Here is a 13,564-nt window from a genome sequence, read left to right on the forward strand (position 1 = left end):
GACGCTAATCCACTCGCGGCACCGCGGCAAGGCCACGGCCCGGGGCAGCGGGTGGGTTCTGACGCTCCCAAACACTTAGCCCTTGATCTAAGTGTTTGGTTGTGGCAATACTTAGCCTCATGGCACAGTATTCGGCGGAGGTCGACGGTGTGTTCGTCGCGCTCGCCGACCCGACCCGACGCAGCGTGATTCGGCGCCTCGGCCGCGGGCCGACGAGTGTAGGCGAGCTCGCCGCCGAGTTCCCGATGACCCTGCCGTCGTTCATGAAGCACGTCCGGACGCTGGAGAGCAACGGCCTGATCCGCACGGTGAAGGTCGGCCGGGTGCGCACCTGCGTGCTCGACCGGGACCGGCTCGCGCTGGTCGACGACTGGCTCGCGGAACAGCGCCGGATCTGGGCCGACCGTACCGACCGGCTCGAACGATTCGTCACCGATCCGATGGAGGAGCATTCATGAACCCCGATCTCGACCTGACGGTGGACCGCGTCATCCGCGCGCCGCGTGCGGTGGTCTGGCGCGCGTGGACCGATCCGTCCCGCTTCGAGAAATGGTGGGTTCCGGCGCCGGCCGTGTGCCGGGTGGAGCGCCTGGAGCCTCGTCCCGGCGGTGCGCTCGTGACTCGGCTGAGCGGTGACGGCACGGAGTTCGGCCCACATCTCGACGCCTGCTTCGTCGTCGTCGACGAGCTGGAGCGCATCGTGTTCACGACCGCGCTCGACAGCTCCTGGCGTCCCGCACAACCTGCGCCGGTCCTGATGACGGCCGAGATCACACTGGCGGACCACCAGGACGGCACCGACTACCGGGTCATCGTCCGCCACGGCGATCCGGCGGCCCGCGCCCGCCATGAGGAGCTCGGCTTCGCCGACGGGTGGGGCGCGGTCACCAAGCAACTCGCCGCCATCGCCGAGCGCGAGGCCGCGCGGTGAAGCTCGTACTCACGGAGTTCGTCACCCTCGACGGGGTCAGCCAAGGTCCTGGCTCGTCGACCGAGGACACCAGCGACGGCTTCACCCGTGGCGGCTGGCTCGTGCCCTACCTGGACGAAGCCTTCGTACGGCGTACCTCGGACTGGCTCGACCTCGCCGACGGACTGCTGCTCGGTCGCCGGACGTACGAGGCGTTCGCCCGGGACTGGCCGCAGATCACCGACCCGGACGACCCGTTCACCGTGCGGATGAACGGGTTGCCGAAGTACGTCGTCACCAACACCCTCGCCGAAGGCACCTGGAACCCGACCACCGTGCTCCGTGGCGATCCCGTCCAGACCGTCGGCGAACTCAAGGCCCAGCCAGGACGGGAGCTCCAGATCCACGGGAGTGCTCGACTCGGCAACGCGCTGCTGGCGGCGGGTCTCGTCGACACGCTCCGACTCGTCGTCGCCCCGACCGTGATCGGCTCCGGGCGACGACTGCTCGATCACCCGAGTGCGCCGACCGGACTCCACATCACCGAGCACGAAGTGACGCCGAACGGCCTGGTGATCCTGCAGTACGACGCGACCGGCGCCGCTCCACTCGGGGAGTACGAAGGCGTGGCGGCCTTCGTCTAGCCGGCCTGGTGGTCCGCCAGAACGCGTTCGACGACTGGAAGGTCTGTCGTGATGAGGGCCTTCCACAGCGCCCAGCCACGGGCGCGCGCCCAGGTCCCGGCGTCCTGCCCGACGGCCTCCCGGAAGGCGACGCGGGAGTCACCGGAGAAGAACGTGTACGCGATCACCAGATCGCACGCCGGGTCGCCGACGCCTGAGGTGCCGAAGTCGATGACAGCGGACAGCCGGCCGTCCTTCACCAGCAGGTTCCCGCTCGCGATGTCTCCGTGGAACCACACCGGCGGCCGGTCCCACGACGTCGCCAGCGCCGCATCCCAGACATCGCGCGCCAGGTCGGTGTCGATCCGTCCCTTCAGCACGCTGAGCGCCTCGACGGTCTCGTCGTGGTAGTGCTCCGGCGGCGCACCGCGGTAGAAGCTGTGCGCACCCGCCGCCGGTCCACCCGTGGCGTCCGCACCCTGCAACGCGAGGATGAACCCGGCGATCGACCGCGCGAATTCGTTGAGGTCGGCAACGGTCTCGTAGGACGCGGTGGCGCCGTCCAGCCAGCGCCGGATGGCCCAGTGGAACGGATACCCCTGGCCCGGTGAGCCCTTCGCGACCGCCTCGGGGATCGGCACGGGCAGGACCGGAGCCAGCTTCGGCAGCCACTCGTGCTCCTTGTGCACCGCGGCGGTGTAGCTCTCGTGCGTCGGCAGACGCGCGGTCAGGTCTTCGCCGAGCCGGTACGTCCGGTTGTCCCAGCCATCGACCTTGACCGGCGTCACCGCCAGCTCGGCCCACTGCGGGAACTGCGTCGCGATCAGCCGCCGTACCAGTGTCGCGTCGATGCCGGCCCGGCCGTCTTCGTGAATGTCCGTCACGCGACGAGATTCTCCGGGGTGCAGTGAAGGCACATCAAAGGCTTTAGCTATCGGCTAAACATCCTTGACCGGCTGCGAGTTGCCGACCGCGTCCGCGAGGAAGGCGGAGATGGTCCGCAGTTCCTCAGTGCTTCGCGACGCCAGGACCGCGTGCATGCGCTCGGCCTGCTCGGCGTACAGCGGGACGAGCTTGTCCTGGATCGCCTCCGTCGACGGCGTGACCACGACCTTGCGGCGATCACCGGGATCCGGTCGACGGGTGACGAAGCCGTGTGCCTCGAGCCGGTCGATGACACCTGTGACCGTGCCGGAGGTGAGGCCGGTGTGCTCGGCGAGCTCCCTCGGAGTCAGCGGTCCGTAAGTCTGCAGCAGCGTCATGAACTGGGAGTCGCTGGCGCCCAGACCGACCTTCGCGGAGACCGCGTGGTTGAACAGTACGACGCTCGCGATCAGGTGGATCATCCGCTGCTGGATCTCGCCGGCGAGCTCTTCTCTGGCACTGGTCATGGCCACCTCAGCATAGGGCTTGCATTTCTCTCGGGCATCCAAGATACTCGGAACACCAAGATACTTGAACAGCCGAGATAAAGGAGAGAGCGATGAAGGTGCTGGTGATCGGTGGCGGGACCGGCGGGCTGGCGCTGGCGCACGGGCTGAAGCGGGCCGGCATCGGCGTGACCGTGTTCGAGCGGGACGAGCTCCGGACCGACGGGCTGCACGGCTACCGGGTCGGGATCGACCCAGATGGCAGCCGGGCGCTGCACGCGCTGCTGCCGGCCGACCTGTACGACACTTTCGTGGCGACCAAGGCGCGTGACCCGAAGTACTTCACCATGCTCACCGAGGACCTGAAGGAGGTCCTGTCGTTCGACCTGCCGGAATCGACCGGCCCGGTCGAGAGCGAGAAGTCGATCAGCCGGATGACGCTGCGACAGGTGTTGCTCACCGGTCTGGACGACGTGGTCGAGTTCGGCAAGGAGTTCACTCGCTTCGAGCAGCACGGCGACCAGGTGACGGCGTACTTCGCCGATGGCACCCAGGCGACCGGTGACCTGCTGGTGGCCGCCGACGGCTCGGGCTCGCGGGTACGACGCCAGTACCTGCCGCAGGCCAAGACCGAGGAGACCGGGATCATCGCGATCGCGGGGAAGCTGCCGATTACCGCGGAGAGCGCGAAGCTGGTGCCGCCGAAGGTGTTCGAGGGCATCTCGATGGTCAACGCGCCGCACGGGCTGGCCTGCATCCTGCACGTGATGGAGTTCCAGTGGGACCGTGACGGCAACGTGAAGAGCGGGATCGGCGGCAACACCGAGGAGTTGATCCGGCGCTGGCCCGGGCTGCAGTTCGACAACACCCGCGACTACATCAACTGGGGCCTGTCGGCGACCAGGGACACGATGCCCGGCAACATCATGGAGCTGCGAGGGCAGGAGCTGATCGACGTCGCCCTCCGGCTCACACCGCACTGGCATCCGAATCTGCGGCGGCTGTTCGAGCTGGCCGACCCCGGCACCTGCTTCCCGGTGAACATCTGGACCTCGGTCCCACTCGAGCCGTGGCAGACGACGAACGTGACGCTGCTCGGCGACGCCATTCACACGATGACGCCGGGGCGCGGCGTCGGGGCGAACACCGCGTTGAGGGACGCGGTGAACCTGTGCCGGCAGCTGATCGAGGTGCGTGACGGTCGCCAGGAGTTGATCCCGGCGGTACGGGCGTACGAGGCGAAGATGATCGAGTACGGCTTCGACGCCGTACTGAAGTCTCGGGCGCAGATGACGTCCGACGACCCGGTGTACAAGCCGGTGATCGGGCGGCTGGCGCTGGCCGGGATGCGCACCGCGATGCGGGCGGTCAACCACCTGCCGCCGGTGAAGCGGCGGATGCGTGACTCGATGCTCGCCTACCGCGGGGCTGACCGTGACGAACTGGCTCTGGAGATCAGCCCGGCCCCGACCGCACGCTGACAAGCCGGCCCGAAGCGATCGGGCCGGTGACTGTCAGCAGGTCAGCGCTGGCCGATGTGCTCCGACACGGCGTCGAAGACGCGGCCGACCGCCACGAAGTCCTCGGAGGTGGCCAGGTCGACCAGGTTCTCCCGGACGCCCTCCACGTGGTACGGCGCGGCCTGCTCGAGCAGCTGGAGACCGGCCTCGGTCAGCTCGGCCCAGACGCCGCGCTTGTCGCTGGTGCAGGACGTACGGCGGACCAGCTCGGCGGTCTCCAGCCGGCCCACGGTGTGGGTCAGGCGGGAGCGGCTCTGGTGCAGCCGGTCGGCCAGGTCGGCCATCCGCAGCCGCCGGTCGGGCGCCTCGGAGAGCCGGACCAGGATCTCGTAGTCGTTGATACCCAGGCCGAACTGACGCAGGTCGTCGTCCAGTTTCGCCATCAGGCGTGCGGTCCCCAGCAGGTACGCACGCCACGCCACCTGCTGCTCAGCGTCGAGCCACCGGGTCTCAGTCGTCGTCGTCACGGGATCAGTGTACCGGGAATGTAATTGACTTTTAAACCGTTCCTCACTACTGTCGCAGTAAGAGATTGAAGTTTAAACCTCCACGCTGCGTCGCCCCCGACCAGTACGCCCCCTCCGAGAGGAACCCATGAGCGAGACCATCAATGCCGGCACGACCCCGACCAGCAGCATCCCCGGCCTGGTCGCCGGCACCTACGCCCTCGACACCGCCCACACCGAGATCGGCTTCACCGTCCGCCACCTGATGACCAAGGTCCGCGGCACCTTCCAGGAGTACGCCGGCGAGATCGTCGTGAAGGACTCGCTGGAGGAGTCGACGGCCACCGTGACCGTCGAGCTGGCCTCCGTGCACACCCGCAGCGAGCAGCGTGACGGGCACCTGCGTTCCGGCGACTTCTTCGACGCCGAGAACAGCCCGAAGATGACCTTTGCCAGCACCGCCTTCAAGCCGGAGGGTGACGACTACATCCTGGCCGGCGAGCTGACCATCAAGAACGTCACCAAGCCGGTCGAGCTCGCTGTCGAGTTCCTCGGCGTGGACCAGAACGCCTACGGCCAGACCATCATCGGCTTCGAGGCCTCCACCTCGATCAGCCGCAAGGACTGGGGCATCGACTTCAACGTGCCGCTCGAGGGTGGCAAGCTGCTGATCGGTGACAAGGTCGACATCCACCTGGACGTCCAGGCGGCTCTGCAGGCCTGACACTTCGGCTGACGTAGCGTCGGAAAGACCCCGCACCGGGTGGGTGCGGGGTCTTCCTACGTCTGGACCATCCGGTGCGCGAGGTCGGCGTACAGCTTGCCCAACGCCTCCGGATCTGCCCGGTGTGGCGTGTACCACCGGGCCACGTCGATGGACAGCGAGAGTACGGCGAGTGTCGTCCCCGGCAGGTCCGTCACCGCGAACGAGCCGTCGTGTACGCCGTCCGTCAGGACCTGCTCGATCTGCGTTGAGATGGCCCGGCGGATGGTCGCGACCTCGGCGAGGTGCTCGGGCGACAGAGCGGCCAGCTCGTACTGCACGACGCGGGCGATCGTGTGATGCTGCGCGTGCCACGCCGTGAAGGCAGAGACAAGTGAGCGGAGGCGGTCCGCGGGGGTGGGACCGGTGTCGGCGGAACGCAGTACCTCCAACGCTGCGTTGTGTCCGTACAGGCTGATCTCGAAGAGCAGGCGCTCCTTGGACGGGTAATGCACGTAGAGCGCGGCCGGGCTCATCCCGGCGAGGGAGGCGATGTCGCGCGTGGTGGTCGCCTGGAACCCGCGCTCTGCGAAGGCGTCGACGGCGCCGGTCAGCAGCCGGCGTGCGGCGGCCGGCTGGACATGCTCCCAGACCAGGGGACTCGTGACTGCGGACACGTTGACACCATGCACCGGACGGGCGAAGCTAAGCAAGCGCTTAGCCACGAATCTCAGCCCGCGGGGAGGCCCCATGGAGCGCGTCATCTTCAACGAGGATCACCACGCTTTCCGGGCCAGTGCGAAGGAGTACTGCGACCGTTCGCTGGTGCCGCGGATGGAGCAGTTCCTCGAGGAGAAGACGGTCGACCGGGCCGCCTGGCTCGAGGCCGGCAAGCAGGGCTTCCTCGGTCTCGACGTGCCGGAGGAGTACGGCGGTTCGAGTGTCGGCGACTACCGGTTCAACGCGGTCTTCGCCGAGGAGGTGTCCAAGGTCTCCGCGTCGCTGTCCAGTTGCTTCGGTATCCACTTCGACTGCTGCGCGCCGTACATCGTCGATCTGGGCACCGAGGAGCAGAAGCAGCGCTGGCTGCCGAAGTTCTGCTCCGGTGAGTACGTCGCTGCGATCGCGATGACCGAGCCGTCCGGCGGATCGGACCTGGCCGCGCTGAAGACGAGCGCCAAGAAGGCCGACGGCGGCTGGGTGGTGAACGGGTCGAAGACCTTCATCACCAACGGCGACATGGCCGACCTGGTCATCGTGGCCGCCCGGACCGACCCGGCCAAGGGCGCGAAGGGCATCACGCTGTTCGTGATCGAGGAGGGCATGGAGGGCTTCGCCCGCGGCCGCAAACTGGACAAGGTCGGCCAGACCGAGTCCGGTACGTCGGAACTGTTCTTCTCCGACGTGTTCGTCGGTGACGACAACGTGCTCGGCGAGGTCGACCGCGGCTTCATCCACATGATGGAGCGACTGGCCCAGGAGCGGGTCGGTGCCGCGGTGTCGAACATCGCGCAGGCGACCCAGATCCTGGCCGAGACGATCGACTACGTGAAGCAGCGCAAGGCGTTCGGCCAGCCGGTTGGCTCGTTCCAGTACAACAAGTTCCTGGTCGCCGAACTCGTCACCAAGGCCGAGGTCACCCAGGCGTACGTCGACAACGCGATCGTCGCGCACGACGAGGACCGGCTGTCCGCGGTGGACGCGGCCAAGGCCAAATGGTGGGCCGCCCAGGTGCAGAACGAGATCCTGGACGCGTGCGTGCAACTGCACGGCGGCTACGGCTACATGAATGAGTACCGCGTCGCCCGTGCTTGGCGGGACGCCCGGGTGACGAAGATCTGGGCCGGCTCGAACGAGATCATGAAAGAGCTCATCGGCCGTGACCTCGGCCTGTAGAAGGGAAGCGTTGTGCCTGAAGCAGTGATCGTGTCCACGGCCCGCTCGCCGATCGGCCGCGCGTACAAGGGATCGATGACCACGATCCGGCCGGACGACCTCGCCGTACAGATGATCCAGGCGGCGGTCGGCAAGGTCGGGCTGACCGGCGACCAGATCGAGGACCTGGCGCTCGGGTGTGCGGAGCCGCACGACGAACACGGCGGCAACATGGCCCGCCGGGTCGCGATCCAGCTCGGCTGGGACAACACCCCGGCGACGACGGTCAACCGGTTCTGCGCGTCGTCGACGCAGACCGCGCGGATGGCCTTCCATGCGATCAAGTCCGGTGAGGGCGACATCTTCGTCAGCGCCGGCGTCGAGTGCGTGTCGCGGTACAAGAACTTCGGCTCGGCCGGGGTCGGTGACCCGAGTTCGTTCAACCCGGTCTTCACCGACGCGGTGCAGCGGACCGAGAAGTACGCCGAGACCAACGACACCTGGCACGACCCGCGCGAGGACGGGCAGATCCCGGACGTCTACATCGCGATGGGCCAGACCGCGGAGAACGTGGCGACGCTCAGGGGCATCTCCCGCGCGGAGCAGGACGCGTTCGGCGTCCGCTCGCAGAACCTGGCCGAGAAGGCGATCGGCAACGGCTTCTTCGCGCGCGAGATCACGCCGGTGACGCTGCCGGACGGAACTGTGGTGAGCAAGGACGACGGACCGCGGGCGGGGACGACGCTGGAAGGCGTCAGTGGCCTCAAGCCGGTGTTCCGGCCGAACGGCACGGTCACAGCCGGCAACTGCTGCCCGCTGAACGACGGTGCCGCCGCGGTCGTGATCATGAGCGACACCAAGGCACGTGAGCTCGGCCTGACCCCGCTCGCGCGGATCGTGTCGACCGGCGTGAGCGGTCTGTCGCCGGAGATCATGGGCCTCGGTCCGGTGGAGGCGTCGAAGCAGGCGCTGGCGCGGGCCGGCATGAGCATCAACGACATCGACCTGGTCGAGATCAACGAGGCTTTCGCGGTCCAGGTGATCGGCTCGGCGCGTGAGCTCGGCATCGACGAGGACAAGCTGAACGTGCACGGCGGCGCGATCGCGCTCGGGCATCCGTTCGGCTCGACCGGTGCGCGGATCATGACCACGCTGGTGAACGGGCTGCAGTTCGAGGACAAGCAGTTCGGCCTGGAGACCATGTGCGTCGGCGGCGGCCAGGGCATGGCGGTCGTCCTCGAGCGCCTCAGCTGATGAGCCTGGAGAACCGTACGGCGATCGTCACCGGAGCCTCCCGGGGCATCGGGCTGGCAGTTGCGCGTCGCCTGGTGGCCGATGGTGCGCGCGTGGTGATCACCGGCCGTACCCAGGAGACGCTCGACGAGGCAGTCGAGTCCCTGGGTGGCCGGGAGCACGCGCTCGCGGTCGCCGGGAAGGCCGCGGATCCCGAGCACCGGGCGACCGTGGTGGCCGCGGCGGTCGCGACGTACGGGTCGGTGGACCTGCTGGTGAACAACGCCGGCATCAACCCGATCTACGGCAAGTTGCTCGACGTCGACCAGGCGGTCGCGGCCAAGATGGTCGACACCAACGTGCTGGCCGCGATCGCCTGGGTGAAGGCGTGCCGGGACGCCTGGATGCGCGCGCACGGCGGCGCCGTGGTCAACCTGTCCTCGGTGGCCGGCCTGGCGCCGTCGCCGGGCATCGGCTGGTACGGCGCGACCAAGGCGATGGTGTCGCGGGTGACCGCCGAGCTGGCGGTCGAGCTGGCACCGGAGATCCGGGTCAACGCGGTGGCTCCGGCGGTGGTCAAGACCAAGTTCGCCGGAGCCCTCTACGAAGGCCGTGAGGACAAGGTCGCCTCGACGTACCCGTTGCGTCGGTTGGGTACGCCGGAGGACGTGGCCTCGCTGGTGTGGTTCCTGCTGTCGGACGAGTCGTCGTGGATCACCGGTCAGACGATCACAATCGACGGCGGCCTCACCCTCAACGGCGGGATCGTCGGTTAGGGCGTCCGGCCCTGCCAGCCGGCCAGTTGGTCGTACGGCGACGCGTCATCGGCGACCGGTACGACGGGGCCGAACGGGATGGGTCCGCCACGGTGGTCGGCCGGGACGAACTGGTGGACGAGCGGCAGGCAGTACGTCGCCAGCGCGTCGTCGAGCTGTCCGAGGCGATCGGTCGCCTTCGCCAGGTCCCACGAGTGCATGGTGAGCTCGGTGGTGTAGGCAGCGATCGCGGCCGCGCCCGGAAGCGTTGCCCACGGCAACTTGCAGGTGCGGTCGAGTACGCCGTCGGCCGCCAGCGTCTCGTCGAGCGCGGTACGGCGCTGCTTCCACTCGGCCGGAACGTCGTCGACGCCGGTGGTGATGTGCGGTATGTCGAGCGCGTTACCACCGTTCAGCGCCAGGTCGATCCGGCCGACGACGGTGAGCAGGTGACCCAGCAGGGTGTTGACGTCGTACTCCGGGCAGGGGGTCGGCCGGTCGAGGTCGTCGGGACCGGTGGTGTCGATCAGGTGCTGCGTCTGGTCGAGAGCACGGATGAGCATCGGACGGGGATCGTTGGTGTTCATGACGACAGCCTCGCGGGGTATATGCGACATCTTCTGTCGCATATCCTGAACTCGTGCGAGCCGACCGGTTGTTGCAGACCATTCTGCTGTTGCAGCGGCATGCGCGGTTGAGTGCGCGGGAGTTGGCCGAGCGCCTGGAAGTGTCGACGCGGACGGTGATGCGCGACATGGAGGCGTTGTCGGCGGCCGGCGTACCCGTCTACACCGAGCGTGGGCGCAACGGTGGCTGCGTGCTGCTGCCGGGGTATCGGGCTGATGTCAGCGAGTTGACGCCACGGGAGGCGCAGGCGTTGTTTGCCTGGTCGGGGCGGTCGGCGTTGTCCGACGAGCTGGGTCTGCGGGATGCGTTGCAGTCCGCGATGGGCAAGCTGTCGGCCACATTGCCCCTGGAGTTGCAGGACGACGCCGATGCGTTGTCGGGTGCGATCGTGGTGGATCGGCGTCGCTGGTTCGCGGAGGCCGAGGACATCGGGGCGCTGCCGGTACTGCGGCAGGCGGTGGTGACGCGGAGACGGGTGCGACTGCAGTACGCGTCCGCGAGTGAAGGGCATCAGCGCCGTACCGTCGATCCGTGGGGGCTGGTCGAGCAGGCCGGGCGGTGGTATCTCGTCGCGGCGCATCGTGGCGCGGCGCGGATGTACCGCGTGTCCCGGGTCGAGAAGGCCGACATCCTCGAGGAGGCCGCTGAACGACCGGACGGACTGGATGTCCGGGCGGAATGGGAGCGGCTGCGATCCGGGCTCGAGCGGCATGCTCCTGTCGGCGTGGAGGTGGAGGTCCGGGTGCACCCGGAGCGGGTTGAGGTGATCCGCCGGATCGCCACGCCCATGGTGGCCAAGGGGACGAGGATCCGCGACGTACCCGCGGAGGACGAGTGGCCGCACCTCGCCCTGCACTTCCGTGTCCGCGAGGCAGCGTGCGGTCTGCTGCTCGCTTTCGGGAGCGACGTTGAAGTGGTCGAGCCGGTCGAGCTGCGGACCCGGCTGCTGGAGCTCGCGACCGAGGCGATCGCGACCTACGGCTGACGTCTGGCCACGAAGGTCTGGCGGAGGATGAAGTTGCCGTCGGCATCTTCGTCCTCGTTGCGCCAGTGGAAGCCGGTCTCCGTGACGCCGGTGAAGGCCCACCGGGTCTTGGCGGTCTGGGACTCGAGCGTGATCGTGTCCTCGGTCGCGTGGGCGACGAAGGGCATCACGAAGGCGGCCTTCGGACCCATCCAGGTTGAGCGAAAGGCGTTCAGCTCGGGGTCGTGGATGCGGATCGACAAGCCCCACTCGCCATCACCGTCGACCGTCCGGGCGGCCCGGCTCGGCGTGATCCAGATGTCGGCGACCGCGCGGCCGTCGAGCGCCCAGGCGAAGTGCCACTCACCCTTGGTCGTCCGGGTGACCGCGCCGGTCTCGTCGTACCAGGAGACGTCGAGGTCCCAACTGCCGATCAGTGGGGCGAACGGCGCGAACGCTTCGGCGTACTCCGGACGAGGTCCGTCCGACACCATCAGCCCGGCCAGGACCCGGGCTGCGGCAGCGCCATCGGTAATTTCCATAGCTGCTATTTACTCCTGACGCACCCGGGAGGTGTCAAGAGGATTCGGACTCCCCGCCGCCGGTGACCCCGTCGTGTCCCAGCACGATGGCACTTCCGGCGGTCGGGGCGATCAGTCCGACAGCACCGGGCAACTCTAATGCCCCGGCGTTCCACCACCGAATCGTCCGGAGCGCGCACCTGTTGCGATCACGTTGCTGTTCACCCGTTATTCCGTGGCGAGGCGGAAGGTAGCTGGTTATGGTCCGGGCATGACCACACCGATGCTGATCCGGGCGGCCGTTGGCGACGACGCCGAGGCGGTGGCCGAGGTGCGACGGGCGGTCTACTCGTACAAGATCATGTCGCCGGCCACGACCCGGCACATGATCACCTCGAAGGCGCCGGGCGAGCGGTTCCTGGCGCTGGTCGCCGAGTCCGGCGGTGAGTTGGTCGCCTGGGGATCAGCCGGTCTGAACGTCTGGACCAGCAGTCCGGGCCAGAGCCACGTGTCGATCTATGTGCACCCCGACCATCGCAAGCAGGGCATCGGTAGTGCGCTGGCCGAACGGCTGCACCAGCACCTGAGTGAGGTCGGCGCTGTGCGCGTGCGGTCGTTCGTCCATCCCGACGGCCTCGAGTTCGCCCGCAACCTCGGGTACGACGGGACGCGGCAGATGCACTACGCAGGTGTCGACCCGCGGAAGCTGCCGGCGCAGCCGCCGACCCCGGACGGCATCGAACTCATGACGTTCGACCAGGTGGATCCGCACCAGGCCTACACCGCCGACACGGTAGCGTCGCTGGACGAGCCGGGTGACTCGCCGATCGACGCCGTCGGCTACGACGAGTGGCTCGACGAGATCTGGAACGGTCCGGGGCTGGACAAGTCGCTCAGCGTTGCCGCGATGGCGGGTGACGAGATGGCGGCGTTCACCGTGATCGAGACCGCCGGCGACCGCGCCTGGTCGGGCATGACCGGGACCATCCCGGCGTACCGGGGTCGCGGTCTGGCCAAGCTGGTCAAGTCGGTCGCGCTCCGTCGCGCCGCCGACGCCGGCATCACCGCCGCCTACACCTCGAACTACGACGAGAACGGTCCGATGCTGGCCATCAACAACTGGCTCGGCTACCAACGCGTCCAGACGGAGTACGGCCTCCTGCGCACGCTCTCCGAGTAGATGACAACCGTCGGGTTCGACCGGGTGCAGCACCTGGTCCGGGTGCAGGTGCGGCTGGGCGACTCGGAGTACCGCTTCCTCGTTGACACCGGCATCGGAATCACGGTCGTTGCCTCGGCCATCGCGAGTCGTGCCGAAGTCCTGCCTACGGGCGAGACGTACACCGGGCGGCGGATGTCGGGTCAGGAGGTCGAGGCGCCGCTTGTTCGGCTGCCGGTGCTCGGGGTCGGTGACTACGCCGTCGACGGGCAGGTCGCGGGTGTCGCCGACCTCGGGGATGCGGACGATCCGAACGGTTTCGCCGGGATCATCGGACCCGGGTTCTTCGAGAACCACACGGTCACCACGGATCCGGACGCGATGACTCTGACGGTGCTGCCGCGCGAGAGCTTCCAGGCTGACGGTCCCGAGGTTCCGCTCGACGTACGGCGGGAATCGGTGTCGGTGGATCCGTTCACCCAACTGGTGTTGCCGAGTGGGCGCGAGATCTGTGTCGAGGTGGACACCGGGTCGGGCAGCCTGATCCTCGACAAGCGGTTCATGGCCGACTGCGGCGTGGATCTCGAGAGCCCGGGACTGACGACGCGGACCGGGACGGACGAGACCGGCTACGAGTGGACGCGCCACTGGGTCACGATTCCGGGCAGTGTGCACCTGGCGGCCGCGCCCGAAACCGCCCAAGCGTCACCCAGGGTTCAGTTTCAGGACATCGTTCACGACGGTCTGGTCGGGGCAGGGTACCTGGAGCGGTACAGGATGACGTTCGACGTGACTGGCGCGCGATTGGTGCTCGGTCCCCGTAGCGAAACGGCTGAGACAGAGCTGTAATCGGGTCTG

General features: G+C 68.0%; 17 protein-coding genes. 11 read left to right on the plus strand and 6 right to left on the minus strand.

Annotation, left to right across the window (positions count from 1 at the left end; translation table 11 throughout):
• Positions 1-119: 119 nt before the first annotated feature.
• Genes AB0I34_RS39475 through AB0I34_RS39485 form a run of 3 tightly spaced genes read left to right on the plus strand, consistent with a single transcriptional unit; the run spans position 120 to position 1,554 of the window.
• Complete coding sequence (locus AB0I34_RS39475) at positions 120-458, plus strand: metalloregulator ArsR/SmtB family transcription factor (RefSeq protein ID WP_360456154.1); 339 nt, start codon at positions 120-122, stop codon at positions 456-458.
• Positions 455-931 carry an SRPBCC domain-containing protein gene (locus AB0I34_RS39480; protein ID WP_360456157.1) on the plus strand — a complete coding sequence of 159 codons (477 nt, stop codon included), beginning with the start codon at positions 455-457 and terminating at the stop codon, positions 929-931. The genes AB0I34_RS39475 and AB0I34_RS39480 overlap by 4 nt, the downstream gene beginning before the upstream one ends.
• Positions 928-1,554, plus strand: a complete 627-nt coding sequence (locus tag AB0I34_RS39485) for a dihydrofolate reductase family protein (protein ID WP_360456160.1) — start codon at positions 928-930, stop codon at positions 1,552-1,554. Before AB0I34_RS39480 ends, AB0I34_RS39485 begins: the two co-directional genes overlap by 4 nt.
• Here AB0I34_RS39485 and AB0I34_RS39490 read toward each other — a convergent pair.
• Both AB0I34_RS39490 and AB0I34_RS39495 read right to left on the minus strand, forming a co-directional pair.
• Positions 1,551-2,417, minus strand: a complete 867-nt coding sequence (locus AB0I34_RS39490) for an aminoglycoside phosphotransferase family protein (protein ID WP_360456163.1) — start codon at positions 2,415-2,417, stop codon at positions 1,551-1,553. The genes AB0I34_RS39485 and AB0I34_RS39490 overlap by 4 nt on opposite strands.
• Before the next feature lie 54 nt (positions 2,418-2,471).
• Complete coding sequence (locus AB0I34_RS39495; protein WP_360456166.1) at positions 2,472-2,924, minus strand: MarR family transcriptional regulator; 453 nt, start codon at positions 2,922-2,924, stop codon at positions 2,472-2,474.
• Positions 2,925-3,016: 92 nt separating this feature from the next.
• On the opposite strand from AB0I34_RS39495, the gene AB0I34_RS39500 reads away from it, so the two are divergent.
• Positions 3,017-4,384 carry an NAD(P)/FAD-dependent oxidoreductase gene (locus AB0I34_RS39500; protein WP_360456169.1) on the plus strand — a complete coding sequence of 456 codons (1,368 nt, stop codon included), beginning with the start codon at positions 3,017-3,019 and terminating at the stop codon, positions 4,382-4,384.
• A gap of 41 nt (positions 4,385-4,425) precedes the next feature.
• Here the strand turns inward: AB0I34_RS39500 and AB0I34_RS39505 are convergent, their stop codons facing one another.
• Positions 4,426-4,890: a MarR family transcriptional regulator gene (locus AB0I34_RS39505; protein WP_360456172.1), complete on the minus strand. Its 465-nt coding sequence runs from the start codon at positions 4,888-4,890 to the stop codon at positions 4,426-4,428.
• Between the two features lie 127 nt (positions 4,891-5,017).
• On the opposite strand from AB0I34_RS39505, the gene AB0I34_RS39510 reads away from it, so the two are divergent.
• Positions 5,018-5,593 (plus strand): YceI family protein, encoded by a 576-nt coding sequence (locus AB0I34_RS39510; RefSeq protein WP_360456175.1) that lies wholly within the window; start codon positions 5,018-5,020, stop codon positions 5,591-5,593.
• 56 nt (positions 5,594-5,649) lie between these two features.
• On the opposite strand, the gene AB0I34_RS39515 is transcribed toward AB0I34_RS39510, so the two are convergent.
• A complete protein-coding gene (locus AB0I34_RS39515; protein WP_360456178.1) occupies positions 5,650-6,249 on the minus strand; it encodes a TetR/AcrR family transcriptional regulator in 600 nt (199 codons plus the stop codon).
• 73 nt (positions 6,250-6,322) lie between these two features.
• Between AB0I34_RS39515 and AB0I34_RS39520 the strand changes: the two genes are divergently transcribed.
• Genes AB0I34_RS39520 through AB0I34_RS39530 form a run of 3 tightly spaced genes read left to right on the plus strand, consistent with a single transcriptional unit; the run spans position 6,323 to position 9,456 of the window.
• Positions 6,323-7,468, plus strand: a complete 1,146-nt coding sequence (locus AB0I34_RS39520; RefSeq protein WP_360456181.1) for an acyl-CoA dehydrogenase family protein — start codon at positions 6,323-6,325, stop codon at positions 7,466-7,468.
• A gap of 12 nt (positions 7,469-7,480) precedes the next feature.
• A complete protein-coding gene (locus AB0I34_RS39525; RefSeq protein ID WP_360456184.1) occupies positions 7,481-8,701 on the plus strand; it encodes an acetyl-CoA C-acetyltransferase in 1,221 nt (406 codons plus the stop codon).
• Positions 8,701-9,456: an SDR family oxidoreductase gene (locus AB0I34_RS39530; RefSeq protein ID WP_360456187.1), complete on the plus strand. Its 756-nt coding sequence runs from the start codon at positions 8,701-8,703 to the stop codon at positions 9,454-9,456. Before AB0I34_RS39525 ends, AB0I34_RS39530 begins: the two co-directional genes overlap by 1 nt.
• Here AB0I34_RS39530 and AB0I34_RS39535 read toward each other — a convergent pair.
• Complete coding sequence (locus tag AB0I34_RS39535) at positions 9,453-10,022, minus strand: TIGR03086 family metal-binding protein (protein ID WP_360456189.1); 570 nt, start codon at positions 10,020-10,022, stop codon at positions 9,453-9,455. The genes AB0I34_RS39530 and AB0I34_RS39535 overlap by 4 nt on opposite strands.
• A gap of 53 nt (positions 10,023-10,075) precedes the next feature.
• Between AB0I34_RS39535 and AB0I34_RS39540 the strand changes: the two genes are divergently transcribed.
• Positions 10,076-11,047: a YafY family protein gene (locus AB0I34_RS39540; RefSeq protein WP_360456192.1), complete on the plus strand. Its 972-nt coding sequence runs from the start codon at positions 10,076-10,078 to the stop codon at positions 11,045-11,047.
• Here the strand turns inward: AB0I34_RS39540 and AB0I34_RS39545 are convergent.
• Positions 11,038-11,568, minus strand: a complete 531-nt coding sequence (locus tag AB0I34_RS39545) for a hypothetical protein (protein ID WP_360456195.1) — start codon at positions 11,566-11,568, stop codon at positions 11,038-11,040. The genes AB0I34_RS39540 and AB0I34_RS39545 overlap by 10 nt on opposite strands.
• A gap of 250 nt (positions 11,569-11,818) precedes the next feature.
• On the opposite strand from AB0I34_RS39545, the gene AB0I34_RS39550 reads away from it, so the two are divergent.
• Positions 11,819-12,727 carry a GNAT family N-acetyltransferase gene (locus tag AB0I34_RS39550; protein ID WP_360456198.1) on the plus strand — a complete coding sequence of 303 codons (909 nt, stop codon included), beginning with the start codon at positions 11,819-11,821 and terminating at the stop codon, positions 12,725-12,727.
• On the plus strand, positions 12,728-13,555 hold the full coding sequence (locus tag AB0I34_RS39555; protein ID WP_360456201.1) for a retropepsin-like aspartic protease: 828 nt from the start codon (positions 12,728-12,730) through the stop codon (positions 13,553-13,555).
• Positions 13,556-13,564 lie beyond the last annotated feature (9 nt).

This window comes from Kribbella sp. NPDC050281, assembly GCF_040655855.1.
In the GTDB taxonomy this organism is placed as follows: domain Bacteria; phylum Actinomycetota; class Actinomycetes; order Propionibacteriales; family Kribbellaceae; genus Kribbella.